26 protein-coding genes are annotated in these 26,303 nt (G+C 65.5%); 12 read left to right on the top strand and 14 right to left on the bottom strand.

What is annotated here, in order from left to right; all coding sequences use genetic code 11:
* Positions 1 to 4 precede the first annotated feature (4 nt).
* Positions 5 to 2,047 carry a DNA topoisomerase (ATP-hydrolyzing) subunit B gene (gene gyrB / locus ACO6D6_RS11130; protein ID WP_484785320.1) on the bottom strand — a complete coding sequence of 681 codons (2,043 nt, stop codon included), beginning with the start codon at positions 2,045 to 2,047 and terminating at the stop codon, positions 5 to 7.
* A 267-nt stretch (positions 2,048 to 2,314) separates the two neighbouring features.
* On the opposite strand from gyrB, the gene ACO6D6_RS11135 reads away from it, so the two are divergent.
* Positions 2,315 to 3,202: a hypothetical protein gene (locus tag ACO6D6_RS11135; protein WP_484785321.1), complete on the top strand. Its 888-nt coding sequence runs from the start codon at positions 2,315 to 2,317 to the stop codon at positions 3,200 to 3,202.
* A 34-nt stretch (positions 3,203 to 3,236) separates the two neighbouring features.
* On the opposite strand, the gene ACO6D6_RS11140 is transcribed toward ACO6D6_RS11135, so the two are convergent.
* The 7 genes from ACO6D6_RS11140 to dnaA form a co-directional block, all read right to left on the bottom strand.
* Positions 3,237 to 3,638 (bottom strand): type II toxin-antitoxin system VapC family toxin, encoded by a 402-nt coding sequence (locus ACO6D6_RS11140; RefSeq protein WP_484785322.1) that lies wholly within the window; start codon positions 3,636 to 3,638, stop codon positions 3,237 to 3,239.
* On the bottom strand, positions 3,635 to 3,892 hold the full coding sequence (locus tag ACO6D6_RS11145) for a type II toxin-antitoxin system VapB family antitoxin (RefSeq protein ID WP_484785323.1): 258 nt from the start codon (positions 3,890 to 3,892) through the stop codon (positions 3,635 to 3,637). The genes ACO6D6_RS11140 and ACO6D6_RS11145 overlap by 4 nt, the downstream gene beginning before the upstream one ends.
* A 62-nt stretch (positions 3,893 to 3,954) precedes the next feature.
* Positions 3,955 to 4,506, bottom strand: coding sequence for a DciA family protein (locus tag ACO6D6_RS11150; RefSeq protein WP_484785324.1), 552 nt, complete (start codon positions 4,504 to 4,506; stop codon positions 3,955 to 3,957).
* Positions 4,499 to 5,665, bottom strand: coding sequence for a DNA replication/repair protein RecF (gene recF, locus ACO6D6_RS11155; protein ID WP_484785325.1), 1,167 nt, complete (start codon positions 5,663 to 5,665; stop codon positions 4,499 to 4,501). Before recF ends, ACO6D6_RS11150 begins: the two co-directional genes overlap by 8 nt.
* Before the next feature lie 78 nt (positions 5,666 to 5,743).
* Positions 5,744 to 5,971, bottom strand: coding sequence for a hypothetical protein (locus ACO6D6_RS11160; RefSeq protein WP_484785326.1), 228 nt, complete (start codon positions 5,969 to 5,971; stop codon positions 5,744 to 5,746).
* A 102-nt stretch (positions 5,972 to 6,073) separates the two neighbouring features.
* Positions 6,074 to 7,234, bottom strand: coding sequence for a DNA polymerase III subunit beta (gene dnaN, locus ACO6D6_RS11165; protein ID WP_484785327.1), 1,161 nt, complete (start codon positions 7,232 to 7,234; stop codon positions 6,074 to 6,076).
* Positions 7,235 to 7,776: 542 nt separating this feature from the next.
* Positions 7,777 to 9,111 (bottom strand): chromosomal replication initiator protein DnaA, encoded by a 1,335-nt coding sequence (dnaA, locus tag ACO6D6_RS11170; RefSeq protein ID WP_484785421.1) that lies wholly within the window; start codon positions 9,109 to 9,111, stop codon positions 7,777 to 7,779.
* A gap of 360 nt (positions 9,112 to 9,471) precedes the next feature.
* On the opposite strand from dnaA, the gene rpmH reads away from it, so the two are divergent.
* From rpmH to ACO6D6_RS11210, 8 genes are all read left to right on the top strand, one after another.
* Positions 9,472 to 9,609 (top strand): 50S ribosomal protein L34, encoded by a 138-nt coding sequence (gene rpmH, locus ACO6D6_RS11175; protein ID WP_014848093.1) that lies wholly within the window; start codon positions 9,472 to 9,474, stop codon positions 9,607 to 9,609.
* 7 nt (positions 9,610 to 9,616) lie between these two features.
* On the top strand, positions 9,617 to 9,961 hold the full coding sequence (gene rnpA / locus ACO6D6_RS11180; protein WP_484785328.1) for a ribonuclease P protein component: 345 nt from the start codon (positions 9,617 to 9,619) through the stop codon (positions 9,959 to 9,961).
* Between the two features lie 8 nt (positions 9,962 to 9,969).
* A complete protein-coding gene (gene yidD, locus ACO6D6_RS11185; RefSeq protein WP_484785329.1) occupies positions 9,970 to 10,245 on the top strand; it encodes a membrane protein insertion efficiency factor YidD in 276 nt (91 codons plus the stop codon).
* Entirely contained in the window at positions 10,246 to 11,340 is a 1,095-nt protein-coding gene (gene yidC / locus ACO6D6_RS11190) for a membrane protein insertase YidC (RefSeq protein ID WP_484785330.1), read from the top strand.
* A gap of 26 nt (positions 11,341 to 11,366) precedes the next feature.
* On the top strand, positions 11,367 to 11,837 hold the full coding sequence (locus ACO6D6_RS11195) for a Jag family protein (RefSeq protein ID WP_484785331.1): 471 nt from the start codon (positions 11,367 to 11,369) through the stop codon (positions 11,835 to 11,837).
* 67 nt (positions 11,838 to 11,904) lie between these two features.
* The gene (gene rsmG / locus ACO6D6_RS11200; protein ID WP_484785332.1) at positions 11,905 to 12,555 is read left to right on the top strand and encodes a 16S rRNA (guanine(527)-N(7))-methyltransferase RsmG; all 651 of its coding nucleotides are present in this window, start codon (positions 11,905 to 11,907) and stop codon (positions 12,553 to 12,555) included.
* A gap of 2,871 nt (positions 12,556 to 15,426) precedes the next feature.
* Positions 15,427 to 16,440 carry a ParA family protein gene (locus tag ACO6D6_RS11205; RefSeq protein ID WP_484785333.1) on the top strand — a complete coding sequence of 338 codons (1,014 nt, stop codon included), beginning with the start codon at positions 15,427 to 15,429 and terminating at the stop codon, positions 16,438 to 16,440.
* Entirely contained in the window at positions 16,440 to 17,357 is a 918-nt protein-coding gene (locus tag ACO6D6_RS11210) for a ParB/RepB/Spo0J family partition protein (protein WP_484785334.1), read from the top strand. The genes ACO6D6_RS11205 and ACO6D6_RS11210 overlap by 1 nt, the downstream gene beginning before the upstream one ends.
* A gap of 321 nt (positions 17,358 to 17,678) precedes the next feature.
* Here the strand turns inward: ACO6D6_RS11210 and ACO6D6_RS11215 are convergent, their stop codons facing one another.
* The 5 genes from ACO6D6_RS11215 to trxB form a co-directional block, all read right to left on the bottom strand.
* Positions 17,679 to 18,617, bottom strand: a complete 939-nt coding sequence (locus tag ACO6D6_RS11215) for a D-alanine--D-alanine ligase family protein (protein WP_484785335.1) — start codon at positions 18,615 to 18,617, stop codon at positions 17,679 to 17,681.
* 28 nt (positions 18,618 to 18,645) lie between these two features.
* Positions 18,646 to 19,986: an aminotransferase-like domain-containing protein gene (locus ACO6D6_RS11220; protein ID WP_484785422.1), complete on the bottom strand. Its 1,341-nt coding sequence runs from the start codon at positions 19,984 to 19,986 to the stop codon at positions 18,646 to 18,648.
* A 74-nt stretch (positions 19,987 to 20,060) separates the two neighbouring features.
* The gene (locus ACO6D6_RS11225) at positions 20,061 to 20,903 is read right to left on the bottom strand and encodes a hypothetical protein (RefSeq protein WP_484785336.1); all 843 of its coding nucleotides are present in this window, start codon (positions 20,901 to 20,903) and stop codon (positions 20,061 to 20,063) included.
* Positions 20,903 to 21,223: a thioredoxin gene (gene trxA / locus ACO6D6_RS11230; RefSeq protein ID WP_484785337.1), complete on the bottom strand. Its 321-nt coding sequence runs from the start codon at positions 21,221 to 21,223 to the stop codon at positions 20,903 to 20,905. The genes ACO6D6_RS11225 and trxA overlap by 1 nt, the downstream gene beginning before the upstream one ends.
* Positions 21,224 to 21,257: 34 nt before the next feature.
* A complete protein-coding gene (trxB, locus tag ACO6D6_RS11235; RefSeq protein WP_484785338.1) occupies positions 21,258 to 22,190 on the bottom strand; it encodes a thioredoxin-disulfide reductase in 933 nt (310 codons plus the stop codon).
* Positions 22,191 to 22,311: 121 nt separating this feature from the next.
* Between trxB and ACO6D6_RS11240 the strand changes: the two genes are divergently transcribed.
* Genes ACO6D6_RS11240 through ACO6D6_RS11250 form a run of 3 tightly spaced genes read left to right on the top strand, consistent with a single transcriptional unit; the run spans position 22,312 to position 23,935 of the window.
* Positions 22,312 to 22,914 carry a TetR/AcrR family transcriptional regulator gene (locus ACO6D6_RS11240; RefSeq protein ID WP_484785339.1) on the top strand — a complete coding sequence of 201 codons (603 nt, stop codon included), beginning with the start codon at positions 22,312 to 22,314 and terminating at the stop codon, positions 22,912 to 22,914.
* The gene (locus ACO6D6_RS11245; protein WP_484785340.1) at positions 22,911 to 23,627 is read left to right on the top strand and encodes an AzlC family ABC transporter permease; all 717 of its coding nucleotides are present in this window, start codon (positions 22,911 to 22,913) and stop codon (positions 23,625 to 23,627) included. Before ACO6D6_RS11240 ends, ACO6D6_RS11245 begins: the two co-directional genes overlap by 4 nt.
* On the top strand, positions 23,627 to 23,935 hold the full coding sequence (locus ACO6D6_RS11250) for an AzlD domain-containing protein (protein WP_484785341.1): 309 nt from the start codon (positions 23,627 to 23,629) through the stop codon (positions 23,933 to 23,935). The genes ACO6D6_RS11245 and ACO6D6_RS11250 overlap by 1 nt, the downstream gene beginning before the upstream one ends.
* Before the next feature lie 194 nt (positions 23,936 to 24,129).
* Here ACO6D6_RS11250 and ACO6D6_RS11255 read toward each other — a convergent pair whose 3' ends face one another.
* Complete coding sequence (locus ACO6D6_RS11255) at positions 24,130 to 26,247, bottom strand: prolyl oligopeptidase family serine peptidase (protein WP_484785342.1); 2,118 nt, start codon at positions 26,245 to 26,247, stop codon at positions 24,130 to 24,132.
* Positions 26,248 to 26,303: the final 56 nt, after the last annotated feature.

The raw sequence follows: 26,303 nt of genomic DNA on the forward strand, positions 1-26,303 counted from the left end.
GGGATCAGATGTCCAGGAACCGGACGTCGCGGGCGTTGTGCTGGATGAAGCTGCGCCGCTGCTCGACGTCCTCGCCCATCAGGATGGAGAACATCTGGTCAGCCATGGCGGCATCCTGCAGGTTGACCTGCAGCAGGATGCGTTTGGCCGGATCCATGGTGGTCTCCCACAGATCGTCGGCGTTCATCTCACCGAGACCCTTGTAGCGCTGGATCGGGTTTACGCTGGGCAGTTTCTTGCCCTCGGCCAGCCCGGTGTCACGCATCGTGTCGCGTTCCTCATCGCTGTAGGCCAGTTCGTGAGGCGCATTGGTCCAGCGCAGCCGGAACAGCGGCGGCTGGGCCAGGTAGACGTGCCCGGCGTCGATGAGGGGACGCATGAACCGGAACAGCAGCGTCAGCAGGAGGGTGCGGATGTGGGCGCCGTCGACGTCGGCGTCGGCCATCAGCACGATCTTGTGGTAGCGCAGCTTGTCGAGGTCGAAGTCCTCCTGGATGCCGGTGCCGAGGGCGTTGATGATCGCCTCGACCTCCTTGTTGGCGAGGATCTTGTCCAAGCGGGCCTTCTCGACGTTGAGGATCTTGCCGCGGATCGGGAGGATGGCCTGCGTCTTCGGGTCGCGTCCGCCGCGTGCCGAACCGCCCGCGGAGTCACCCTCGACGATGAACACCTCGCAGTCTCCGGGGTTGCGGGACTGGCAGTCGACGAGCTTGCCGGGCAGACCGCCGCCGCCGAGGAGACCCTTGCGGTTGCGGGCCATGTCGCGGGCCTTTCGGGCGGCGATCCGGGCGAGTGCGGCCGCCTGCGACTTGCGGATGATGTCCTTGCCCTCGGAGGGGTTGCGTTCGAACCAGTCGCCCAACCGGTCGTTGAGGACCTTCTGCACGAACGACTTGGCCTCGGTGTTGCCGAGTTTGGTCTTGGTCTGGCCCTCGAACTGCGGCTCGGCGAGTTTGATGGAGATGATGGCGGTCAGGCCCTCGCGGATGTCGTCGCCGGAGACCCGGTCCTCCTTCTTCTTCACCAGACCCCAGGTCTCGCCCCAGCGGTTGACGGTGTTGGTCAGGGCCGCGCGGAAACCCTCCTCGTGGGTGCCGCCCTCGTGGGTGTTGATGGTGTTGGCGAAGGTGTGCACCGAGCTGGCGTAGGAGGCGTTCCACTGCATCGCGATCTCCAGGCTCATGCCCTGGACGTCGTCGTGGGACTCGACGTCGATGACGCTGGGATGGATGGGATCCTTCGACTGCGACAGGTAGCGCACGTAGTCGATCAGGCCGTTTTCGAAACGGAACGAGTCGTGGCGATGCTCCTCCTCGGAGTCCTCGCCCTCCCGGTCGACGGTGCGCAGGTCGGTGAGGGTGAGCCTGAGCCCCTTGTTGAGGAAGGCCATCTCGCGGAAACGAGTGGCGAGGGTCTCGTAGTTGAAGACGGTGGTCTCGAAGATCTCCGGGCTGGGGTAGAAGGTGATGGTGGTGCCGGTGTCCTCGGTTTCCTCCAGCTCCTGGAGGTCGTAGCGGGGAACGCCCAGGTCGAAGGTCTGCACGTAGCGGTGGCCGTCGCGGGAAACCTCGACGGTGAACTCCTTCGACAACGCGTTGACCACCGACGACCCGACGCCGTGGAGGCCGCCGGAGACCTTGTAGCCGCCGTTGCCGAATTTGCCGCCGGCGTGGAGGACGGTGAGCACCAGGGTCACCGTCGGAATTTTCTCCACGGGGTGTTCCTTGACGGGGATGCCGCGGCCGTTGTCGGCGACGCGCACGCCGCCGTTGTCGAGCAGGGCGATGTCGATCTGGTCGCAGTAACCGGCCAGGGCCTCGTCGACGGCGTTGTCCACGATCTCGTAGACCAGGTGGTGCAGGCCGCGCTCACCGGTGGATCCGATGTACATGCCGGGACGTTTGCGAACCGCATCCAGGCCCTCCAGCACCGAGATCTGCTCCGCGTCGTAGGCCGCGTCGGTGTGTGTGTCGCCGGACTGCTCGGCCTCGTACTGGGGTTCCAACTCGCTGGCCTGCTCTTCTGTCACGCGGTGCTCCCATTCCATGAAACAGCCGCCGGGTGAACCGACGGCGTGTACAACCTTGGCAAGTCTACCTCGAAACCTACTTGACACGCTCCCTGAACACCCCGCCATCCGGCCAGAATCCGCTCTCTGACCTCCCGTCAGGGGTGAGGATGACTCGGGGTACAGCCCCAGGGGCGCCCAGAGCGCCTGGAGGCCTTCTGCCGATCCCATCGAGGGCACCGCTGCCTTGATTGGCGCTGCCTTCTAGCATGGTCGTGCGCGCCCCATCGACCCGAGGAGCACCGGATGATCCGCAACTTCTTCGCAGGCATTCTTCTGCTGGCCGCCACGCTGTGTGCACTGGCGGGCTCGGTCCTGCAGTGGACGAACCACACGGCCACCTCGCCGGAATCAACCCAGCAGCTGGTTCAGGCGATCGCCAGGGACGAGACCGTCAGGGGAGCCGTCACGGACCTGCTCCGCAGCTCGATCGAGCAGCGGATCCCGGAGTCGATGGATCAGGTTCCGGGTCTGCGCACGAAACTGAAGGAGGTCATCGGCACGGGGGTCAGCACAGCGATGTCCACACCCGAGGTCCAGTCGGCCTGGGAGTCGACACTGAACGACAGCCGCGAGCTCCTGCTGAAGGACCTCACCGAGTACGGCTCCGGCAGGACCAAGACCCCGCCGTCGGTCAAGGTCAACCTCGATCCGCTCATCTCCAGGGCATGGCAAACCATCAGGTCGAACGCGGGCCCCGAGATCTCCAGCTACATGGACCGGTTCGAAACGCCGACCGGTGTCCAGGCCAAGGTGGCCGACGTCCCGGCTCAGCAGGCCGATCAGGCCAGCCAGATCCTGGCCCTGGCCTCGTACTGGTGGCTGTTCCACGTGGCTGCCGGGCTGCTGCTGATCGGGGGATTGCTGCTGGGAACCAGGATCGGCCGCTGGGTGCTGCTGGCGGTGTTCTCCTTGCTCGGGGTGCTCGCCATCGTGGCGACACGCAGCGTGAGCGGGATGATCACCGTCCCGAACCTGGGCAACCAGCTGATCTGGGCCCTGGAGAACCGGATCGCGAACCACCTGATCACATCGCTGGCATCCTCGCTCGATCCGCTCTGGTACGGCTACCTGGGTCTGGCGGTCGTCGGCCTGATGATCGCTGTCATCAAGGGCGTGCGAAAACCCGCTTGATCCAAGAAAATTGGCGCTTCACGCCGAAATCGGCTCAGTCGTCGAGGTTCACCCGTTGCACATCGGTGTGGGCGAAATCATCACCGACGAACAGCAATGGCTCGTCGAGTTCGATGGCCAGCGCGTAGGAGAAACAGTCGCCCATGTTCAATCGCGCCGACGACCCGGAGCCCGGGCCGTAACGCCGGTGCGCCTGCCGCGCACGCCGGGCCTGAGCCGCTGAAAGAGGAACAAGAACGATGCCCAGGCCGTCAATCATGGCATCGAGTCTGCGCCGATTCGCCTCGGACAGCCGACGATCAGCAACCACCCCCAGCTCGACCCATGTGGCAGCGGACATGTGGAGTTTGTCCTCAGCTCTCAGGACACGACCGATCTTCTGGTGTCCTGGTTCCTGCAGGATCAAGGCGATCAGCGCCGACGAATCCACGATCATCGCGGCAATCCGTCCTCATCGTAGATTTCCTGGTCCACGTTTCGGAGGGCCTCACGTTCCTCATCGGTCATGCTGTCATGGATTTCCCCGGCAAGTTCCATGATCCTGTCGAACCGAGCCTGTCGAACTTTCTCCTCGTGGTTGAGCAGTTCCAACAGCGCCCGTTCAATGACATCGACCTGTGTGGTCTCGAACCGGTCGGCCGCCTGCCGAGCAAGTTCACAGACCCGTTTGTTCTTGATGTTGAGCGCCATGAGCGAATTTTACACCCACCCATAGGAACCATTACACCCGATGGTTTCACGTGAAACGACCCTCACCCGTAGGTGTCCCGGGGGCCGCGACCCCGGATCGAGCGGCGACCCCGTTTCCAGTTCGGCGCGTGGGGGCCCAGCACCTCGATGCGCAGGACCGAGCGCTCACCGAGTGCCCGGTTCAGTTTCGCGACCAGGGGTCCGGCGTTGTACCTCATGGCGGAGGCCCAGGCGGTGGAGTCGCACTGGACGATGAGCACCCCGTCGCGGAACTCGACGGGGCAGGAGTGTTCGGCGTTCATGGCGCCTACGAGCCCCGGCCAGTCGCGCAGCACCATTGCGAGGGAGATCTGGCGCTGCCAGCCCCTGCGTTTCGCGACGGATTCCAGGACGCTGCCGATCAGCTGCGGATCACGGTCGTCGGGATGGGCCCCGGAACGCTGTTCCCCGGCCCAGTGACGGCGTTTCGGCACCTTCGGGGGCGGCGGTGTGGCCTCGGGCAGCAGCGGTGAGGTACGGGCCGTCTGGTGGGCGATCTCGGTCGCCAGCTCCAGCCCGGTCGGGTCGTGGGGCTCCTCGCCCGGAAGGTCATCGCCCAGAGGTGGTTCAGTCATCCGTCACCTCCGGTTCCTCCACGGGCCCGACCGTCCCGCCCTGCACCCGGAACCTCCGCGCGGATGGGAAATCGGGGACGTCCGCCCCGACGGCGGCGGTGATGAGCACCTGTTCGGCGTCGGCGACCGCCCCCGCGAGGCGTTCGCGGCGGGTCTCATCCAGCTCGGAGAACACGTCGTCGAGCACCAGGACGGGTTCGATGCCGTCGGCGCGAACCAAGGCGAATCCTCCCAGTTTCAGGGCAAGTGCCAGCGACCACGACTCGCCGTGCGAGGCGTATCCCTTGGCCGGCAGATCGCCGATGGACAAGGTGATGTCGTCGCGTTGCGGGCCGACGAGGGTCACCCCGCGTGCGACCTCCTCGCGACGACGCTCCGCCATGGCCTCGAGCAGCCGCGCCTCAAGGGTTTCACGGACCGCGCCGATGGGAATGCCGGACAGGTCCAGGGCGGTCTTGTAATGCGCCGAGATCCGGTTGTTCACCGGAGCTATGGTCTCGTAGGCCTCGGCGGCGTGCGGGAGAACGTCGGCCAGGGTGTCGAGACGCGCGTGCAGCAGCTCGGCGCCGATCCGTGCCAGCGCATCGTTCCAGGCCTGCAGGGTCGCGTCCTCCTCGGGCGCGGCCTGCCGCAGCGACCTCCCGGACATCGCCTTCAGCAGCGAGTTGCGCTGCTTGAGGATCTTGTCCAGATCCGCTCGCACCCCGGCCATGCGCGGCCAGCGGGTGGTGACCAAGGTGTCCAGCCATACCCTCCGGTCCGACGGGTCGCCGCGCACGATGGCCAGGTCCATGGGAGAAAAAACGACGGTGCGCAGCGCGCCAACGAGGTCGCGGGGCCGCGCCAGGGGGGCACGGTTCAAACGGGCGACATTGCTGCGACCACTGGTCACCTCGAGCTCCAGGGTGATGAGGCGTTCGTCGTCACGGGAGGCCTGCACCCGGGCCCGCAGGATCGCGGACCCGGCACCCGCGCGGATCAGAGGAGCCGTCGACGAGACGCGATGGGAGGACATCGTCGAAAGGTACTCGACGGCCTCGACCAGGTTCGTCTTGCCCTGTCCGTTCAACCCGACGAAAACGTTGACGCCCGCGACGAGATCCAGCTCGGCGGCGGCATAGTTGCGGAAGTCGGTGACCGACAGGTGGGTGACGAACATCAGATCCGATCTTATTCACGCTGGGACATGGAAACGGGAGGGAACCTGCGGCTCCCTCCCGTCTGGTCGGTCAATGGTTCACTGGGGCGGCTGTTGACCCTGCGGCGGCTGGGGCTGCTGGTCCTTCTGCTGGCTGCCCTGCATGAATCCGAGCACCACGAGGAAGAGCCCGATGACACCGAGGACGATGCCAAACCAGGGCTGGGCTCCCTCAACCGCCGAGAGCAGCCTGAACTGCATGCCAAAAGCCGGGAGTATCAACGATCCGAAGCCCAGGATGGCCAAGAGGACTCCGATGGAGGTCATAGGTCTTTCCTTTCGTGTGATTGGAATCAAACCTAAGGGACCCCGAGGTCAACCGCCACAGAATTCCCGTGGACCGCGTGTCCATCGGCCTGATCCGCCCGCTCAGCTCGGCAGGCGCATCAGCATGATGACGTGGCGGTAGTCGAACAGCTGATCGCCGTCGATCGTCGCCAATCCCGTGATGAGGCAGGGCTTGCCGGGGGCCGTGAAGGAGAAGTGCGCGTAGGGCGCGTCGAGGGCGCCGAGGGCGTCGAGCAGGTAATGCGGGTTGAAGCCCGCGGCCTCAATGGATTTCTCCTCGCCGACCACGTCGACCTGCGCCTCGATCGCCTCCGATGCGTGGGCCTGGTCGCCGGTGGCGGCCTCGAGGGAGATGTGATCGTCGTCAATGAGCATGCGCAGCGGGGTGTTGCGTTCCGCGACGAGCGAGACGCGTTTCACGGCGGCCAGCAGATCGGCGGTGGAAACCCGCACTGTGACGGTGCCGACGACATCCATCAGGTGGCGTACCTTCGGGAAGGCCTGGTTCAGCAGGCGGGTGGTTGCCTCGCGGCGGCCCTTGGCCCCCTCGCCGGTGAACCCGACCAGGCCCTCACCCTCCGATTCGGTGGTGGAAAGCGAAACCGTGACGGTCTTGCCGGAGGTCAGCGACTTTGCCGTGTCCGCCAGCACCCGGCCCGGCACCAGCACCGCGCCCTCGATGTCGGGGGAGGACGGCTGCCAGGTGAGTTCCTTGAGCGCCATCCGGTAACGGTCGGTGGCCAGCAGCGAAAGCTGGTCGCCGTTGATCTCCACTCGCACGCCCGTGAACACATTGAGCAACTCGTCGCGACCCGCGGCGATCACGACCTGGCTGACGGACTTCTCGAAGACGGAGGCGTCGACCAGACCGGTCTGGGTGGGCATCTCGGGCAGGGTGGGGTATTCCTCGACGGGCAGGGTCTGGAGACTGAACCGCGCGGATCCGCAGACCAGTTCCACCTGGGTGTGGTCGGAGACCATCTCGACGGGTTTGTTGGGCAGGGAACGCGCGATCTCGTTCAGCAGCCGCCCCGAGACCAGCACGGTGCCCTCGTCGGTGACCTCGGCGGGCATCGTCACCTGGGCGGAGGTGGTGGAGTCGAAGCTGGAGAGGGTCACCTCGTCTCCGGATGCGTTCATCAGCAACCCGGCGAGGATCGGTGCCGTGGGGCGATTCGGCAGACTGCGGGCCACCCAGGCAACGGCATCGGCCAGTGTGTCGCGCTCCACTCGAATCTTCACATCGTCCCCTTAAGTAGTAGTACCGGAAGCCACCACGGCGCGGTATCTCGTCAGCATACCGGTAACGGCTCTGATCGACGCGGGTTTGGGGCTCCCAGATCCTCGTGCCCTCCCGTCAGCCGTTTGGCTTGAGGCGGCGCCCAGGTCTTCCACCTTTCCACCGCGGGTGACTTTGAAGAATTTTCTCTAGTTACATCTTCGTAGTTGTAGTAGCACCTGTGGAACTTGTGGAAAACCAGCAAAACTCCTTGTCAAAGCGGATTTGGGGGTGTGGATGGGTTGTTGAGAAAACCTGAGTTACACGGGGAGGGTTTGTGGACTGCTCGGAGCCCGTCCCGCTGTCCACCGCAGTTTCCACCGAGAATCCACAGATCTGTGGATAACTTTCCACAGGTTCCGATGGGTCGTTTCGAAACCATGGTGAGGGTGATCGGGGACCCGGGGGGCGGGTGCTGGCTCAACCAGCTTCGGGGAGGACAGAACCGGTTGAGCCGGGGTGTGAGGGACGAGCGACCCGAGTCAAAACCCCGGTAGTCGCGGTCTCAGCTCTGTTTGATGCGGTTGGTGAGTTCGGTCACCTGGTCGAAGAGCTGGCGGTCCTCGCCCATCTTCGTGTCGATCTTCTTCACCGAGTGCATGACGGTGGTGTGGTCGCGACCCCCGAAGCGGGATCCGATCTTCGGCAGCGACAGGTCGGTGAGCTCCCGGCACAGGTACATGGCGATCTGGCGGGCCCGGGCCAGGGCGGCGACGCGACTGGCTCCTGTCAGCTCGTCGGTGGAGATCCCGAAGTAGTCGCAGGTGGCGGTGATGATGGAGTCGACATCGACGCGGATTTCGTTGCCCTCCGGCATCAGGTCACGCAGCACCCGCTCGGTCAGCTCGAGGGTTATCTCCTGCTTGTTGAGGCTCGCGAGGGCGGCGATGCGGGTCAGGGCGCCCTCCAGCTCGCGGATGTTGGTGGTGATGTGCGAGGCGATGTGTTCCAGTACCTCCGTGCCCGCGGTCAGCCGGTGCGATGCCGCTTTCTTGCGGAGGATGGCTATGCGGGTCTCCAGGTCGGGGGGCTGGATGTCGGTCATCAGGCCCCACTCGAACCTGGACCTGAGCCGCGGTTCGAGCGCCTCGAGTAGCTTCGGGGGCCGGTCGGAGGACATCACGATCTGTTTTTGTGCGTTGTGGAGGGTGTTGAAGGTGTGGAAGAACTCCTCCTGGGTCTGGATCTTCGACTCCAGGAACTGGATGTCGTCGACCAGCAGCACGTCCACGTCGCGGTAGACGCGCCGGAACTCGGCGGTCCGGTTGTCGGAGATGGCGTTGATGAAGTCGTTGGTGAGTTCCTCGGTGGACACGTAGCGCACCCACAGGTTCTCGTAGTAGCTGCGCACGTAGTGCCCGATTGCGTGGAGGAGGTGGGTTTTTCCCAGCCCGGAGGGGCCGTAGATCATCAGCGGGTTGTACGACTTGCCGGGCTGTTCCGCGACGGCGGCCGCGGCGGCGTGCGCGAAACGGTTCGAGGAGCCCGCGACGAAAGACTCGAAGGTGTAGCGCGGGTTCAGCTTCAGATCCGCGTTGGGACCTGCGGAACGGTGGTGCCGGACCTTCTCGTCGATCAGGGGCAGGGGCGGTGCGATGTCCAGTTCCGGGGTCTCGACCTGTAACGACGGGTCGATCACGAAGGCCAGATAGGTCCTGGTTCCCGTCGCCGTGCTGAGTTTCGTCTCGATCTCGGTGCGCAGCTTGGTCTCGATGCGTTCGCGGGTGGTCTCGTCGGAGACCGCCAGCATCATGGTGTTGCTGTGCATGGCTATGGGTTTGGTGCGGCGCAGCCATGCCCTGGAGGAAATGGGGACGTCACCGACGATCCGCTCCCACATGGCGTCCAGTTCGGGCACTGCGGGTACGGACACGAGCGACTCCTTCCTGACAAGGCGTTCCACACAGGGTGGAGCAGTATTCCACAGGGTTGTCCACAACAGGGTATAACTCCCCCCACCCTGGACGGCGGCCGCCTGGGACTGTGGATAAGCCAGCCGCGTGGAACACGAAACTAGTGCCCCCGAAGGCCGTTCGCAACATGGAAATGCCTGTGTCCGAGTACTACAACAGTGTAATTCGCGGGGCCCGTGCGGAGCTGGTTGCGGTTTGTGGAAATCCGTCGCTGCGCGTATCGTTGGACAGCCGCTGCCCACGGGAGCGGACCTTCCCGAGTCGAAGATCACCTATGGAGTCATCGCATGAGCAAGCGCACTTTCCAGCCGAGCAACCGTCGCCGCAGCCGCACGCACGGTTTCCGCTCCCGCATGCGCACCCGCGCAGGTCGCGCCATCCTGAGTGCCCGTCGCCGCAAGGGTCGCACGGAGCTGTCCGCCTGATCCGGCAGTGCTGCCCCGATCCCGTCGGTTGCGCCGCTCCGCTGACTTCACCGCGACCTTCCGGCAGGGCATGCGGGCCGGCACCCCGAGCGTCGTGGTCCACGTGGCCGTGAGCGACCGGAATCCACCCGAGGAGACTCGGGTGGGTTTTGTTGTGTCGAAGGCCATCGGGAACGCCGTGACCCGCAACCGGGTGAAGCGCCGCCTGCGGCATCTCGTCACCGGGCTTCCCACCCCATTCGTCGCGGACGTGGTGGTGCGGGCCCTGCCCCCTTCCTCGTCCGAACCCGAGAGGCTGGCCGGCGATCTCGAATCGGCTTGGCGGCGTGCATTCGCGAGGGCGACGTGCTGAAGTACCCGATGCTCTGGTTCATCCGAACCTGGCGCAAATTCATCTCCCCGCTGTACGGGGAGGTCTGCAAGTTTCATCCCAGCTGTTCCGCCTACGGGGAGCGCGCGGTAGGGTTCCACGGCGGGATCAAGGGAGGATTCCTGACCGTCCACCGGATCATGCGCTGTCACCCCTGGTCGGCAGGTGGGGTTGACTATGTTCCCGGGACTCCCGAGGCCGCAGAATGGGCCGAGGAAGTCCGACGAGACGAGGCCCGGTCGTTGTCCGGGCAGAAGGTGTCCTAGATGATCGACCTCTTGGTGCCGCTGTCCATCTGGGACAGCCTGTACGGATTGCTGTCCGCGATGATGCAGCCCCTGTACTGGGCAATCTCGGGGCTGATGGTGTTCTTCCATGGCCTCTGGGCCCCGCTTTTCGGGGCCGATTCCGGGGTGTCGTGGACCCTCGCGATCGTCACCCTCACCCTGGTGGTGCGGACCCTGATGATCCCGCTGTTCGTCAAACAGATCAACTCCTCCAGGTCCATGCAGATGCTGCAGCCCAAGATCCAGGAGCTGCAGAAGAAACACGGTGCGGATCGGGAACGGGTCGCCCGCGAGATGCAGAAACTCTACGCGGAGGAGGGGGTCAACCCGATGGCCTCCTGCTTCCCGCTGCTGTTGCAGATGCCCGTCTTCTGGGCCCTGTTCCGGGTGCTCCAGGGTGTGGCCGACAACCAGATCCGGGGTTACTGGTTCCAGGACAGCCCGGATCTCGTCGCATCGCTGCAGGGGGCGGATCTCTTCGGGGCGAAACTGGCGGGCCGCATCTTCCCGATCGACTCGTTCGGCGCCACCCAGGTTCTGGGCATCGTCCTGATCGCACTCCTGGTCATCACCTTGTTCCTGACCCAGCTTCAGCTGATGCGCAAGAACATGCCCCCGGAGGCCCTGAGCGGACCCATGGCGCAGAGCCAGAAGGTGCTGCTCTACGTCTTCCCGATCATGTACGCGGCCTCCTCGGCGGTGCTCCCGATCGGTGTGCTGATCTACTGGAGCGCCAGCAACATCTGGACGATGGGTCAGCAGGGGTTGTTGATCCGCAACAACCCGGCCCCCAACACTCCCGCCTACATCGACTGGGAGGAGCGGATGCGCGCCCAGGGCAAGGACCCGAAGGCCATCATGGAGGCCCGCAATGCGAAACGGCGCAAGAACAAGCGGCCCGTGGCGGCCGTCGCGCAGCAGCCCGTCGACGAGAGCGGGAGGCGTCGCGTCGTGCGTCAGCAGGTGAACCGAACGACCTTGAAGACCGACGAATCCGGTGGGTCCTCGAATGCGCAGGGCGGGGTCCGTCGTCAACCCCGCAGCACCACCCGATCCGCCCGTAAGAAGAAGTGAATCGGACCCCATCCGATCGGAGCGACATGACTGAGAAAACCGAAAACGAGACCCTGTTGGCCGAGGGCGACCTGGTTGCCGACTACCTTGAGGAACTGCTGGACATCGCGGACCTCGACGGAGACATCGAGAACTCTGCGAGCAATGGCCGCGCACACGTGGTCATCGACACCGAGGACGACCGTCTGGTCGGCAAGAACGGCGAGGTGCTCGACGCCCTCCAGGAGCTTTCCCGGCTGGTGGTGATGACCGAGACGGGGCACCGTTCCCGGCTCACCCTCGACATCGGCGGTTTCCGGGAGCGGCGTCGCCTCGAGCTGGTGGCCCTGGCAAAGGATGCCATCGCGGATGTCATGGAGAACGGGGAACCCGTGCGAATGATCCCCCTGAACGCTTACGAGCGCAAGATCATTCACGACGAGGTGGCGGCGGCCGGGCTGACCAGTGAATCGGAGGGCGAACCGCCGTTCCGTCGCGTGGTGGTCTCCAAACCCTGAGCGGATTTCCGTTTTGCACAAGGGTGGATAACCTGTGGAAAACTGCTTCGCAGCGGGGAGGGACGGCATGACTGAAGCGGAACCGAACGAGCAGGGCGTGGCGGAGGAAGCGGCCAGGGCTGCTCTGGCGAAGAGATTTCCGGAGCAGTTCAGTGACCTGGAGGCCTACGCGGAAATACTGCGCACCCGGGGCATCGAATGGGGGTTGCTCGGGCCGCGCGAGGCCGGAAAGGTCTGGAGCAGGCACATCTCGAACTCCTTGGCGTTGGTGGACGTGCTGGGCCGGGGGACGGATGTGGCGGATGTCGGTTCCGGCGCCGGGCTGCCGGGGATCCCGCTGGCGCTGTGCCGGGAGGATCTCCGGGTGACCCTCCTGGAGCCCCTGCTGCGGCGCCACAACTTCCTTGCGCTGGCCGTCGAGGAACTCGAGCTGGGTGAGCGGGTGCGGGTTGAAAGGCTGCGCGCCGAGGATTGCGATGAAACCTTTGATGTCGTGACCTGCCGCGCGGTGGCCCCGCTGGAGAAACTGCTGAAATGGGTCACGCCCATGTTCTTCCCGGACGGCGAGCTGCTGGCTATCAAGGGAGTGGGGGCGGACGAGGAGATCGCGGCAGCCCGCAAACGCCTGGACGGGTACGGATTGACCGCCCAGGTGCTTCACGTTCGTGCGGTCCCGGAAATCGAAGGAACCCGGGCGATCCGGGTGGCGAAGCGGTAGGAATCCGACATCACCGGACCACGGGTCAGATAAACCATTTTATCGATAAAACCATCAAACGGCTTGACCACCTGGCTATCGAGGTTGGGTAGGCGGGGCGGATCGGTTCTTCGATGCGGCGGGTTTCAGGCTGGCTTTGTGGGTGGCCGGTTCCGTGTGCTGTATGGGGTTGTGAAGCCCGCCGGCCAGGGATCGTTCTTGGGGTGCGGTTGGGGGTGTCCTAGAAGCGTTTGTGCTTCCCGAACGTATCTGACTGAGGTGGTTGAGCCGGTCACAGAAGGGGACCTGGCCGATGAACTGGCCGAGCACACCCAGGATGTGAACGCGGGTGCTGTTGTGGATCGATTGGGTAAATGCCCTGCCGGTGTGCACGTCGGTGAGGTTCGTAGTGTGGCAGAACTCAGCTTTCGTGGGAGTGGCGTGGTCCGGCGCCTGGGTCCCGGGGAAATCATTGGGCGAGTCAGGCGTTTCACGTGAAACGCCCGGGGAATCCACGGCTTGGATATTTCTTCAAGGGGCACCGAATCGGGCACTGCTTTCGCGACGGCTGCCGGGGTAGTTGTGTTAAGTCCCGCATGCCGCATCGCGTTGGCGTGCAGCAGGGCATTGATCATGGGTCTGCAACGGCCGCACATCTCTTGTCACGCGAAACCCGGAATGGGGCGCTTTTGCAAGAACCTCGAGTGTCGCTGAGAACCGGCCGGGACCTGGAGCCCGATCCGACACGCGCCCCGTCGCCAGCAGGTGTCCTCGGAAGTGATGTTGGGTGAGTACCCTCGTGGCGTTATCGGCGAGGGCCGTGTCGCGATGCTTTGGAGGAGCGCCAGCTTTTCCCGAGCGCAAAGCGACCCCGGGTGAAGCCCATCATCCGGTTGGGCAGTTTGATAGTTTTATCTCTAAATAGATTAATTGCTTGATCTGCCCCAATTGCCGATGGCTTCCGCTGGGTGGATAGGTGATGGGCTCGCCTGACCAGATCTCTCTGGGTCACCCGCTAGGGGGTCTCGTTTCACGTGGAACGGGAAGACGTGTGATCGGGGTGAGTCGGGGTTGCCTTGATCCTCCGCCCGCCACTGCCGGGAGATTCCAGAAACAAGGGTCAGATGGGTTTGGTAGGTCTACCCTCGCAGACGTGTTGAAGCATTTCTTCGACTAGCGGATATGCCAAGCCTGGCAGCGAGGTTGGCTTGGTCGGCAGGTGGCCGTGGTGGGCGACTCGGGGGTGAAGCATTCCCTCTGGGGCGGCAGCGAGGTTGACCTGGTCCTGGGAGACGGTCAGGTCACCCCTGGGCAATACGGTCGGGGTATCGCAGAGACACCTGTAATACCCGATCCTTGTCCGCGGCTTTACATCGTAAGTTCGGGAGCAAGGTCGGTACGCGTCTTCCTGCTTCCCAACGGGCCTCGTCGCGCATCTGCTGGTGGTCGCGGCGGGGCAGCTCATGGTTTGATCGAGCCGAATCCGCTGGAGCATGGTCGATCACCGCGGGATCCGGCTCGCGAGACCATTACCGTTTCACGTGAAACACTTCAATGAGTGGGGTGGTGGAAGCGTCAGGTTTCGTTTGCCGCTCGCGGAGGTACGAAAGAGATTCCTGGGAGCTTGGGACCATTGGGGATCAGATGGTTGAAGGAATGGACGAGGGTGATCGTGATGTATGGCCGATCATGGGATTGGTTCTCCCCGAGGGACTGGGTGCCGGTCGGGATCGGAAGTTCGCACGAAGGCAGTACTGGTCGATGTTCCTACGGGCGATGAGCGGCCCGTGGAATTTCAGTTGTAATCCTTGCATGGGCGTTCCACGTGAAACGCGGTCGAGATCGGACACGAATACCCCGGAAGGGGACGGCTCGGTGAACCTTGGGATTCCCCGAGGGCCCCCATCCCAGTAACCCCGAGTGATTGGAAGAACTTGCCTCTCACCCGATGGCATGCGGTCCCGTCAGTGGAGAATCAAGTCCTACTGCGGGAGTGCCGTTCGAGCGGGACGCGCCGGGTGGGATGAGGCCCGTCCAGGATGGCGGGGGCATTGAGTTGCCCGGTCCGGTGTGCGGTATGGATCTTCCATTCCGCGATCTCGGAACCCTGTACGCAATGGCCAGGACACTCCGGAGGTCGGAGGGTGCGCCGATCATGCGCTACGTGTGCTGGGACTCCTCTTCTGCGGAAGGGTTTTGCGTGTTCTCGTCGACTGGAGTGGGGACCGTGCTCATTCCGTCAGTTGGTGGTTACCGGCCCGGACCCGGTCTGATCTCAGCTCAGTCATGCTCACCCGTGAGTGAGAGGGCATACCAGGGGCATTTCTCATCCATTAACAGGTAGGCAGTTTTATCGATATATAAATTAAACCCTGCAAAATGATCGCACCCTCCGGGGCGAGTACCGGACCACTGGGTGCTCGGGGATGTGGGCGTGCAGCGAGTGACGTCGCGGGAGGGCCTGCGAGCGACGGAAACTTTGGGAGAGAACAAGGGCGCGTGGTCTTTCCGTGGTGCGTTTCACGTGAAACGCACCACGGAAAGAGCGATATGCGCCATCCCGAAGATTCAATGAATGATGCCGGGTCATCGCCGACCGGATCCATTGCCGGCGGCCCCAGGGGATCTGGTCGCGCCCCTATCGTGCGGATGCAATGGGCCGGAATCCAAAGGGGGACAGCGTCATGCACCCCAGGAAAGCGCGGCCATCTCGAAGTCTCCGGTCGCTCGTCCGCCCCCCGTGAGCGCCTCGCCGTACTCCTGCGGGCCCTGCGGCTGTTGGTTTCTGTCGTCCGCTTGGATTCGTGCAGTACGTTTCACGTGAAACGCCGCGAGGTTTCACTCCATGTCATTGACTCAGGCTAAAGTTGGTGACCGTCAAAGGAGGACTCAATGGCCCTGTTCTTTCGCAAGCGCAAGCGTACTCCGAAACACGATGTGGATGCCGAGCCTTGGAAGGAGCACGAGAACGTTTCACGTGAAACGGCCATCCAGACCCCCACTGGGCCGCGTCGCGCGTTCTTCGACCGTGCTGATGATGACTGGGTGGCCGACGACGAATACGGCACCGAGTACAAGGACGAGAGCAAGGTGCCAACCCTGCCGAGCCCGGAGAACCCCCGCGTTTTCGTGGTGGCGAACCAGAAAGGCGGCGTCGGGAAGACCACTACCACCGTGAATGTCGCCACCGCGCTCGCTTTCGGCGGGCTCAACGTGCTCGTGGTCGACATTGACCCGCAGGGCAACGCCTCCACCGCCCTCGGAATAGATCACGACCCGGGAACCCCGGGAACATACGAGGTGCTGCTCCGCGGTGAGCGGATCCAGGATCTGGCCAAACAGTCGCCCCATACACCGAACCTGCACGTCCTACCCGCTACGGTCGACCTCTCGACGGCGGAACTGGAACTCGTGAACGAGCCGGGCCGCGAATCCAGGATGAAGAAAGCGCTGGCCGCCTACATCCAGGAATCCGGGGTCGATTACGTGTTCTTCGACTGCCCACCCTCCCTCGGGTTGCTCACCCTCAACGCTCTCGTGGCCTCCAGCGAGATCATGGTGCCGATCCAGTGCGAGTACTACGCCCTGGAAGGCGTCTCCCAGCTGATGCGCACCATTCAGCGGGTCAAGGGGAATCTGAACGATCACCTGCAGCTAACAACGGTGCTGCTCACCATGTTCGACAACCGCACCAACCTCTCCCACGAAGTAGCCAGCGAGGTGCGAGCCCATTTCGGGAAGGAAACCCTCGAGGTGGAGATCCCGCGATCGGTGCGAATCGCCGAGGCGCCCTCCTACGGGCAGAGTGTCATCACCTATTACCCCAAATCTCCCGGCGCGGTCGCCTACCTCAAGGCGGCCGAGGAGATCGCCCGCGCCACCACGACCGAGGAAGGAGCTGCCTGATGGCCAGGGGAAAGCAACATGTAGGCCTCGGGAAGGGCCTGGGAGACCTCTTTGCCCGGACGGACGAGGAGAACATCCGCGACACCACCGCCCCATCCGACCGACTCCGCGACGGCTCCTATTTCGTCGAACTGCCGCTGGATCAGATCGTCCCCAACCCCAGGCAGCCGCGTCATGTCTTCGATGAGGATGATCTGAACGAGCTGGCCGCATCCATTGGCGAGTTCGGCGTGCTGCAGCCCGTCGTTGTACGTGAAGTCGCACCCAAGCACTTCGAGCTGATCATGGGTGAGCGCCGGTTCCGCGCCTCCAAGATCGCGGGCAAGGAAACGATCCCGGCCATCGTTCGCGGGACCGAAGATGATGCCCTCCTCCGAGACGCGCTTCTGGAGAACCTGCATCGCGCCAACCTCAACCCCCTGGAGGAAGCGCTCGCCTACCAACAGCTCCTGGGTGACTTCAACTGCACCAAGGAACAGCTCTCCCAGCGGATTCACCGCAGCCGGCCGCAGATCTCGAACACCCTTCGGCTGCTCAACCTCCCCTCCACCGTGCAGACGAAGGTGGCGGCCGGGGTGCTCTCCGCGGGGCACGCGCGCGCGCTGCTCGGGTTGACGAATCAACGGGCGCAGGAACTGCTCGCCGAACGGATCGTCGCGGAGGGTCTCTCGGTCCGCAGCACCGAGGAGATCGTCCGGCTCGGCAACGCCCCCACCGAGGAGGAACCCACCCCCCGCGTCCGTCGGCTGCCATCGGAACGTGAGGCCGCCGTAGCGGCGCTTCTCTCCGACCATTTCGACACCAGGGTGAAGGTCGCCATCGGAAAGAACAAGGGCAGGATCACCATCGAGTTCGCATCCAGCGATGATCTCGACCGGATCATGGCCGTGATCGACGGCCGCACCGTCGAGCCCTGACAGGAATCTTCAAACCGCTCTATCGCTTGATCAATAAGTCGATAAAATGGGATGCGGTGGTTGGTGCTCGGGCCTCTGACAAGGGGTTTTGCCCTAAAAGGAAAATGAGACGTCCAGACGGAGACAAGGTGGTTGTATCCGGGGCGGTGGTTTCGACTTCGGGGGTTGGAAGTTGGTTGAGCCGGCCTGCGAGCGTAAGCGAGTGAGTCGTGTCGAAACCATGGTGACCTGGGTTGAGTATGTTGTTCGGCTGCCGGTGGTTTCGACTCGGGTCGCTCGTTCCTCGCGCCCCGGCTCAACCAGCTTTGGAAAGGGACCCCGTCACTGGTTGCGGCGGCGCGCCTGCTCCACGAGGGCGGAGAACACCTCCCCCATGTCGAGGCCGGCGGCCTCCAGGGCGAGGGGCGTCAGCGAGGTGTCCGTCAGGCCGGGTGCCACATTGCTCTCCAGGAACACCGGGACGCCGTCGCGCACGATCATGTCGGTGCGGGAGAGGTCGCGGTGGCCGAGCACCTGGTGGGCGCGGACCGCCAGCCCCCCGGCCGTCTCCAGCACGTCGTCGGGCAGCTCGCCGGGGGTGAGGAAACGGGTGGCCCCGGCGGTGTAACGGGCCTCGTAGTCGTACACCCCCGAAGCGGGCCTGATCTCGATTGGCGGCAGCGCCCACGGGCCGGTCCCGTCGTCGATGACGGTCACGGACAGCTCCGTGCCCTCGACGAACTCCTCCACCACCGCGTCCTTCCCGTAGGCGAAGGCCCCGACGAGGGCCGCCGGCAGGTCTTCCGCGGAAACCACCTTCGTCGCCCCGAGTGCCGAACCCGACCTGGCGGGCTTGACCATGAGCGGGAACCCGATCCGCTCCCCGATGGCAGACATCAACGCCTGGGCGCCCAGCTCCCGGAAGACGTCGTCGGGCAGCGCCACCTGCTGCGGGGTCGCCAGGCCCGCGGCTCCGACCAGCCGCGTCGCCACCGACTTGTCGAAGGTGCGCCGGGCACTGGCGCCGTCGCTCCCGACGAAGGGCACCCCCAGCGTCCACAGCACCTCGCGCAGCGCGCCGTCCTCGCCGAGCCCGCCGTGCAGCACCGGGATGGCGACGGGGTCCTCGTCCTTGAGCAGCCTGGAGATCAGGTCGGCGTTGACGTCGGTCTCGACCACGGCGTGACCCCTTCTGCGGAGCGCCCCCGCCAGGCGCTTCCCGGAACGCAACGAAACCTCCCGCTCGTGGCTCAGCCCACCGGCGATCACAAACACAGTCATGGCATCAGTCTTTCACTCAGGATGCGGGTCAGCTCAGGTTCGGCCCCGGTCCCTTGGTCGGGTTGGCGTGCGACGGGGTGTGCATGCCGAAGGTCCGCAGCATCTCCAGCTCGCTCCGCACCACGTGGGCGAAACGCTCCACCCCCGTCGCGATCCGGTCCGGCGGCGGGAAGCAGTAGGACAGCCGCACGTTGCGGGAACCCTGCCCGTCGGCGAAGAACGCGGGCCCCGGCACGAAGGCCACGCGGGCACCGACCCCGCGCGGCAGCATCGCCGATGCGTCCACCCCCTCGGGCAGCGTCACCCAGACGAAGAACCCGCCCGCGGGTCGGGTCCAGGAGCAGCCGTCGGGCATCTCCCGTTCCAGGGTGGCGAGCATGGCGTCGCGGCGGGCGCGGTACATGTCGCGGAAGACCCCGATCTGGCCGCGCCAGTCGCAGTTCTCCAGGTAGTTGCTGATCGCGAACTGCGAGAACACCGGTGGGCACAGTGTCGCCGACTCCTGGGCCAGCACCAGCCTCTCTTTCACCCCGTGCGGGGCGCAGACCCAGCCGACGCGGAATCCCGGCGCGAAGGTCTTGGAGAACGACCCCAGGTAGACCACGTTCGTCTCGAGGGAGCGCATCGCCGGGAGCGGGCCGGAATCGAGGGCCAGCAGCCCGTAGGGATTGTCCTCCACCACCAGCACCCCGGCCTCTGCACAGCTCTCGATGACCCGGCGTCGCCGCTCCACGGGCTGCGTCACCCCCGAGGGGTTGTTGAAGTTCGGGATCGTGTACAGGAACTTGACGCGCTTGCCCTGCTGCTTCAGGCGTTCGGTGGTCTCGGTCAGGGCTTCGGGAATCAGCCCCTCGGAGTCACAGGCGACGTGCACCACCTCGGTCTGATAGCTCTGGAAGGTGCCGAGCGCCCCCACGTAGGACGGCGACTCGGCCAGGATCACGTCCCCCGGGTCGCAGAAGATGCGGGTGACGAGGTCCAGACCCTGCTGGGAACCCGCGGTGATGACGATGTCGTCAGGGTCCGCGACGCTGCCCTCCTCCGCCATGACCTCGCAGATCTGCTCACGGATGCGCGGCTCGCCCTGCCCGGAGCCGTATTGCATGACCTGCGTGCCGTGGTCGCGGATCATGCGGGCGATGTGGTCGCCGATCTCGTCCAGGGGCAGGTCCTTGATGTTCGGCATCCCGCCCGCCAGCGACACGATCTCGGGCCGGTTGGCCACGGCGAACAGCGCCCGGACCGCGGACACCCTGAGTCCCTGCGTGCGGGTGGCGTAGTGCTCGACGAATGGATCGAGGCGGGTGTCGCGTCGCGTGGCCTTCATTCTGTACACGTTATCCGAAGGACGACGAGATTGGACGCGGATACGCAGCATCAAAGAGTGTTTGGAGCGCTCCAAATAGCTTTGGGGCAAGTTGCGTGCTGCGCAACCGTGAAAATCTAATGCTGCTTCCTGATCGTGCTGTAGGCGGTCTCGATCAGATCGGCCAGGGTTTCGTTGTCCTGGCCGTCGAGCCCCATGACCATGATCAACGTCTTGTCGATGACCCGGGCGCACACCGGTTTCTGTTGGTTCTCGTAGATGCCGCACGAGGCGTCGTGCACCGAGGTGATGTTGGTGATGCCGGAATCGGACAGGTAGGAATTCAGCTCCGGGGCCGGGCGTTGCAGCAGCAGCATGAACTGGGAGGCCCCGTCGGAATAGTTGGAACGCAGAATGGTGCCCGCGCCGCTGGGGGCCGCCGACTCCTTCACCCCGTCATTGGCGAAGTCCCGGATCTGAGTCGGCAGCTTCAGGGCCCACGTCGGCGAGGCTTCCGCGCTCGGTTTTCCGAGCCCGCCCAGGGTCATGCCCAGCCAGCCCGCGATCACGAGCAGCACCACCGCCGCGACCACTCCCATGACCTTCACGAATCCGGGGATGGGTGGGATGTGGTGTCGCGGCGGTCTGGTGGGAATCTCGTCCTCGGCGTCGTCCTGCGGAACTTTGTGCCACTCGCCGGGTTCCCGGCCGGGTGTTTCCGGCGAGGCGGCCGAGCGGCGCGCAATCGGTTCCGTGACGCGTCGGAAAACCGTGGTCGTGTCCGGACTCGCGGGGCTGACGGGGGTGGTCGAACTGGTGGGGGTTGCTGCGCTGCGGCGGGGCCCGGTGAACCTGGGAGGGGTCGGGGCGCTTTCCGCCGTTCGCCTCGGGGCGGGGAACGCCGGTTCCAGGGGGGATTCGGGACTGCTCGCGCTACGGCGAGGTGAATCCTCGCCGTAGCGCTGGGAACGGTCGGTCATCAGAGGAGCTCGTCGACGGCCTTCTTGAGTGCGTTCTTCGACTTACCCCCCGACAGAGTTTTCTCCACCTTTCCGGATTTGTAGAACTCCAGGGTGGGGATGCTGAGGATGCCCTTCTCGGAGGCGAACGCAACCTCGGCATTGATGTCGAGCTTCACGAATTTCACCCGGCCCTCGTAGTCGCGGGCCAGTTCCTCGATGATGGGGGCCATTTGTTTGCAGGGTCCGCACCACGTGGCCCAGTAGTCCACCACCACTGGAACCGGCGACAGCAGCACCTCGTCGGCGAAGGTCGCCTCGGTCACATCGACAACGGCCATTTCACTCTCCTTGTTCTTCTTGGCGAGTCTACGATCACGCCTCGCCCGCTGCCAGCCAACGCTCGGCATCGAGGGCGGCCCGGCAGCCGGAACCGGCCGCCGTGATGGCCTGACGATAGGTGTGATCCACCAGATCACCGCAGGCGAACACCCCCGGAAGGTTCGTCGCCTGGGAACCGGCGGCGACCTTCACGTAGCCCGCCTCGTCGAGCTCCACCTGCCCCTTGACCAGCGCGCTGCGCGGGTCGTGGCCGATGGCGACGAACACGCCGGAGACCTCCAGCAGGCGGGTTTCCCCCGTCACGGTGTCGCGCAGGGTGACGGATTCCACTCGCGCATCCCCGTTGATGGAATCCACCACCGAGTTCCACGCGAAGTCCAGTTTCGGGTCCTTCTCGGCGCGGGATGCCATGGCCTTTGAGGCACGCAGCTCGTCACGCCGGTGCACGAGGGTGACGCGGGATGCGAAGCGAGTCAGGAAGGTGGCCTCCTCCACCGCGGAGTCACCGCCGCCGATCACGGCTATGGGCTTGTCGCGGAAGAAGGCGCCGTCGCAGGTGGCGCACCAGGAGACGCCGCGGCCCGAGAGCCGTTCCTCCCCGTCGACGCCCAGCTTGCGGTACCCGGAACCCATGGCCAGGATCACCGCCTTCGCCTCCCAGACCTTGCCGGTGGAGTCGGTGACCTTCTTGATCTCGCTGGTCAGGTCGACGGCCTCGGCGTCGTCGGTGATCAGCTTTGCCCCGAACCTCTCCGCCTGGGAGCGCATCTGGCCCATCAGGTCGGGGCCCATCACGCCTTCGGGGAATCCGGGGAAGTTCTCCACCTCGGTGGTGTTCATCAGCGCGCCACCGCCGTCGAAGGCGCCCTCGAACACGACGGGTCTCAGCGCGGCGCGGGCCGCGTAGATGGCTGCGGTGTACCCGGCAGGGCCGGAGCCGATGATGATGAGTTCGTGGACGGTCATGGTTCCCCTCAGGTCGTCGTGGTGCCGATCCAGTGTAGATGCCCATGGAAGGTGGGCGGGTCTGGTGCGGTTTCGCGACCAAGACCTAGTATTGGTCGCCAAGGAGTCAGGAAGGAATCGAGTGCCGAAGATCGCAGCCCCCACCGTTGCTCAACACCGTGCGATGGTTCAGCGCCGGCTGATCGACGCCGCTGAGGAGATCATGCGCTCCGGCGAGCCCGAGAAGCTGACCGCCGGAGCCGTGACCGCAGCCGCCGGGATCGCCCGCAACAGTATTTATCGCTATGTCGATTCCGTGGATGACCTGCGTGGTCTGGTCCTGGCTCGTCACCTGCCCGCCTGGATCGACGCGGTCGCCGCCGAGCTGGAAACCGTCGAGGCGCCCGCCGAACGCATCGTCGTGTGGGTTCGCGCGAACCTGCAACAGGCCGCGCGCACCGGGCACGGCTGGCTGATGGGGTTGAGTCGCTCCATCACGCCGTCGCCCGCCACCGCGAAGGTGATGGACGACTCCCACGCCGTCATGCGCGACTCGATCGCCCAGGCGTGGGCGGCCCTTCTCCAGGATCCGGTGCAGCTGCGGATCGCGGCCGGACTGACCCGTGGCCTGCTGGAGGCCGGGTTCCGGCAGCTCGACTCGGGCATGCCCGTCGAAGTGGTGGTCAGCCTCGGTGAAAAGGCGGCACGTGGTCTCGTCGCAGGGATCACGGGCGGGAATCTTTGACCGCGGAAACCACCGCCACGTGGCGGATGGCGCTTTCCGTCAGCGTCGCGACGGGGGCCTACGGGGTGTCCTTCGGGGCATTGGCCGTCGCGGCTGGGCTCGATGTCTGGCAGGCGATGGTGCTGAGCCTGCTGATGTACACGGGTGGGTCGCAGTTCGCCTTCGTCGGGGCGTTGGCGGGCGGCGGACTGCCCGCAACCGGGGCGGCAGTGCTCGTCGGGTTGCGCAACGCCGTCTACGTGACTCAGGTGAACTCGTGGTTCCATCCCGGCAGGGTGCAGCGGGTCCTGATGGCGCACATCACCACCGACGAGTCGACCGCGGTGGCCGCGGCCCAGCCGGACCAGCGACTGCGGAGGCTGGGTTTCTGGGTCACCGGAGTCGGGGTTTTCATTTTGTGGAATGCGATGACCCTGGCCGGGGCGCTGCTGGGCAACCTGCTGGGCGACCCGAAGGCCTGGGGACTCGACGGTGCCGCCCTCGCTGCCTTCTGCGGGCTGCTGTGGCCCCGCCTGGTGACGCGCGACGCCGTGGCCACCGCGATCGTCGCGGCCGTGGTGACGGTTGCGCTGGTGCCGGTGCTGCCCGCCGGGTTGCCGATCCTGGCGGCCGTCGTGATCGGAGGTGGCGTCACCTGGTTCCGGCGTCGACGTGCCGTCAGCAATGACTCCTCCCCCGGGGACGAGAGCCCTGACGGCGAAGGGGTGCGGTGATGTGGGGCTGGGTGCTGGTCGCGTCGCTGGCGTGCTGCGCGACCAAACTGGCGGGCCTGCTGGTGCCCCGCCGCCTCCTCGACGACGAACGCACCGTGCTGACCATGGCCGGAATGACCGTCGGGGTGCTGGCCGGGCTGATCGGGGTCTCCACCTTCGCCACGGGCAGTGTCGTCACCGTCGACGCGCGGGTGGCGTCGCTGGTGGTCGCGGTGGTGGCCCTGCGGTTACGGGCACCGTTCCTGCTGGTCGTGGTGCTGGGTGCGGCGGCCGCCGCTCTGGTCAGGGTCGCGGGAGTGGCAGGGTGAAGCCGGGGTGCGCCTCCTCGTCGTGGTTCGCTTGCCTTGTGGTCATTTGCTTGCGCTGTAGCGCTGGCGTTTGTCCATAAGGCTGGCGTTCCCGTCGGGTAGGCAGGCGGATGACGGTAGGGCTGGCGGACGACGATAGGGCCAGCGAGCCGCGGGAAGGCCAGCGGGGTGACCGGGGCGGGGCGTGGTGTCGGTCAGCGGCCTATGGTGCGGTGGAGGAAGCTCCAGATCAGGGCGTTCATCCAGGCGCGCTGGGCGTTGTCGGCCGCCCCTCCGTGGCCGCCCTCCGTGTTCTCCCAGTAGCGGACGTCGGCGCCGACGGCCTCCAGGGCCGCCGTGAACTTGCGGGCGTGGCCCGGGTGGACGCGGTCGTCGCGGGTGGATGTGGTCACCAGCGTCGCCGGATAGTCCGCCGACTCGTCCAGGAGGTGGTAGGGGCTGAAGGTGCGGATGTAGTCCCAGTCCGCGGTGTCGGGGTCGCCGTACTCGGCTATCCACGACGCGCCCGCCAGGAGTTTCGTGTAGCGGCGCATGTCGAGCAGCGGAACCTGGATCACCACCGCCCCGAACAGGCCCGGGTACCGGGTGAGCATGTTGCCGGTGAGCAGGCCACCGTTCGACCCACCCAGGCACGCCAGGCGCTCCCGGGTGGTCACGCCACGGGCGACGAGATCCCGCGCGACCGCCGCGAAATCCTCGTAGGCGCGGTGCCGGCGCTCCTTCAGCGCGGCCTGATGCCAGGCCGGGCCGTACTCACCGCCGCCGCGGATGTTCGCGACCACGTGGGTGCCGCCCCGCTCCAGCCACGCCTTGCCCGTCAGCGGCCCGTACTGCGGCGACATCGACACCTCGAAACCGCCGTAACCCCCGAGCAGGGTCGGGTTCTCCTCGGCCGGGGGCAGGTCGCGGCGACCGATCTGGAAATACGGCACGCGCGTGCCGTCGTCGCTGATCGCGAAGTGCTGGCTCACCTCGAGGCCCGTGACGTCGAAGTGCGACGGCTCCGCCTTCATCTTCACCAGCGGCGACGGATCCCCGCCCTCCAGCAGCGGCGCCAGATCGCCCAGGTACAGCGTCGACGGCTGGATGAAACCCGTGGCCGTGATCCACAGCTCATCGCCCTCGACATCGTCGACGGCCGACGCCCACACCGTGCCCGGCAGGTCGCGGTGAATCCGGCGCGACTGCCACTGCTCGCCGTCGTGGTGGAACGCCAGCAGGTAGGTTCGGACATCCTCCTGGGCCGTGACCACGATGAAGTTCCGGGTGACGAAGAAGTCCGCGATCGAAGTCGACTCCGACGGGGCGAACAACACCCGCACGCGCGGCCCCTTCCCCTCCCAGCCGGGCAGGAACGACTCCAGCCGCGCCACCGCGAGGGATCCCGCGGGCACCAGCACGTCGTCGACCTCCCAGTCGGTGCGGGGCGTGAGCAGCAGCAGGTCGCGGTGGGGTGCGGCCGTGCAGTCGGAGGGGACATCGATCAGGCTCAGCGAGTCGTCGGGGTTCAGCAGGAACAGGTCGTAGTCGTAGAAGCCGCGGACCCGGTAGACCCAGTCGCGCACGAAATCCGGCACGTGATCGCGACCCGCACCGACCTGCATGTCCGTCGGCTCACCCCGGTAGACGAGATCCGCCTCCGGCATTGGCGTTCCCCGGCGCCAGCGACGCACCTGCAGCGGATACCCGGAGCTGCTGACGCTCTCGGGTCCGAAATCGGTGGCGACGAAAACCGTGTCGGCGTCGATCCAGCTGAGGCTCCCCTTCGCATCGGGCCGTTCGAACCCGCCCTCGGATGCCGGCACGAATTGTTTGGTGACCAGATCGAACTCGCGGGTGACGTCCGCGTCGGAGCCGCCGTGGGACAGGGCGACCAGGGCGTGCCGCCACGGCTGGCCCTCCTCCGGGCGCAGCACGCTGGCGCCGTGCCACACCCAGTCCTCCTGCTCCGCCTCGTTGAGGGCGTCGACGTCGATCAGCACCTCCCAGTCGGGCTCCTCGGTGCGGTAGGAGTCCATCGACGTGCGCCGCCACAGCCCCCGCGGATGCTCCGCGTCGGTCCAGAAGTTGTACAACTGGCCGCCGCGGCGCACCACGTTCGGGATGCTCGCCGGGGAGTCGAGGATCGCCTTCAGCTCCGCAGCCAGGGTCCTTGCCCCGCCGTCCGCGTCGAGTTCCTCCTCGGCGCGCGCGTTGTGTTCGCGCACCCACCCCAGCGCGTCCTCGCCGGTCACTTCCTCGAGCCACAGCCACGGGTCGGTGGAGCCGTCGCGGGCGGGCAGGCCGGGATTTCGGGACTGGTCATCGCTCATGGGACACGAGCCTAGTCTCGGAAGAGCCGCGACGGTACTCCGCGAGGGTATTCCCG

The organism is Arachnia sp. (genome assembly GCF_057238465.1).

Coding starts and splice junctions, on each gene's coding strand:
- recF (WP_484785325.1), bottom strand. CDS start 5,665: ATGTTCGTCACCCACCTGTCGGTCACCGACTTCCGCAACTATGCCGCC.
- yidD (WP_484785329.1), top strand. CDS start 9,970: ATGCTCTGGTTCATCCGAACCTGGCGCAAATTCATCTCCCCGCTGTAC.
- ACO6D6_RS11225 (WP_484785336.1), bottom strand. CDS start 20,903: ATGACCGACCGTTCCCAGCGCTACGGCGAGGATTCACCTCGCCGTAGC.
- ACO6D6_RS11215 (WP_484785335.1), bottom strand. CDS start 18,617: ATGACTGTGTTTGTGATCGCCGGTGGGCTGAGCCACGAGCGGGAGGTT.
- trxB (WP_484785338.1), bottom strand. CDS start 22,190: ATGACCGTCCACGAACTCATCATCATCGGCTCCGGCCCTGCCGGGTAC.
- rpmH (WP_014848093.1), top strand. CDS start 9,472: ATGAGCAAGCGCACTTTCCAGCCGAGCAACCGTCGCCGCAGCCGCACG.
- dnaA (WP_484785421.1), bottom strand. CDS start 9,111: ATGTGGGAGCGGATCGTCGGTGACGTCCCCATTTCCTCCAGGGCATGG.
- trxA (WP_484785337.1), bottom strand. CDS start 21,223: ATGGCCGTTGTCGATGTGACCGAGGCGACCTTCGCCGACGAGGTGCTG.
- gyrB (WP_484785320.1), bottom strand. CDS start 2,047: ATGGAATGGGAGCACCGCGTGACAGAAGAGCAGGCCAGCGAGTTGGAA.
- rsmG (WP_484785332.1), top strand. CDS start 11,905: ATGACTGAAGCGGAACCGAACGAGCAGGGCGTGGCGGAGGAAGCGGCC.
- ACO6D6_RS11135 (WP_484785321.1), top strand. CDS start 2,315: ATGATCCGCAACTTCTTCGCAGGCATTCTTCTGCTGGCCGCCACGCTG.
- yidC (WP_484785330.1), top strand. CDS start 10,246: ATGATCGACCTCTTGGTGCCGCTGTCCATCTGGGACAGCCTGTACGGA.
- ACO6D6_RS11150 (WP_484785324.1), bottom strand. CDS start 4,506: ATGACTGAACCACCTCTGGGCGATGACCTTCCGGGCGAGGAGCCCCAC.
- ACO6D6_RS11205 (WP_484785333.1), top strand. CDS start 15,427: ATGGCCCTGTTCTTTCGCAAGCGCAAGCGTACTCCGAAACACGATGTG.
- ACO6D6_RS11250 (WP_484785341.1), top strand. CDS start 23,627: ATGTGGGGCTGGGTGCTGGTCGCGTCGCTGGCGTGCTGCGCGACCAAA.
- ACO6D6_RS11210 (WP_484785334.1), top strand. CDS start 16,440: ATGGCCAGGGGAAAGCAACATGTAGGCCTCGGGAAGGGCCTGGGAGAC.
- ACO6D6_RS11140 (WP_484785322.1), bottom strand. CDS start 3,638: ATGATCGTGGATTCGTCGGCGCTGATCGCCTTGATCCTGCAGGAACCA.
- ACO6D6_RS11255 (WP_484785342.1), bottom strand. CDS start 26,247: ATGAGCGATGACCAGTCCCGAAATCCCGGCCTGCCCGCCCGCGACGGC.
- ACO6D6_RS11160 (WP_484785326.1), bottom strand. CDS start 5,971: ATGACCTCCATCGGAGTCCTCTTGGCCATCCTGGGCTTCGGATCGTTG.
- ACO6D6_RS11145 (WP_484785323.1), bottom strand. CDS start 3,892: ATGGCGCTCAACATCAAGAACAAACGGGTCTGTGAACTTGCTCGGCAG.
- ACO6D6_RS11195 (WP_484785331.1), top strand. CDS start 11,367: ATGACTGAGAAAACCGAAAACGAGACCCTGTTGGCCGAGGGCGACCTG.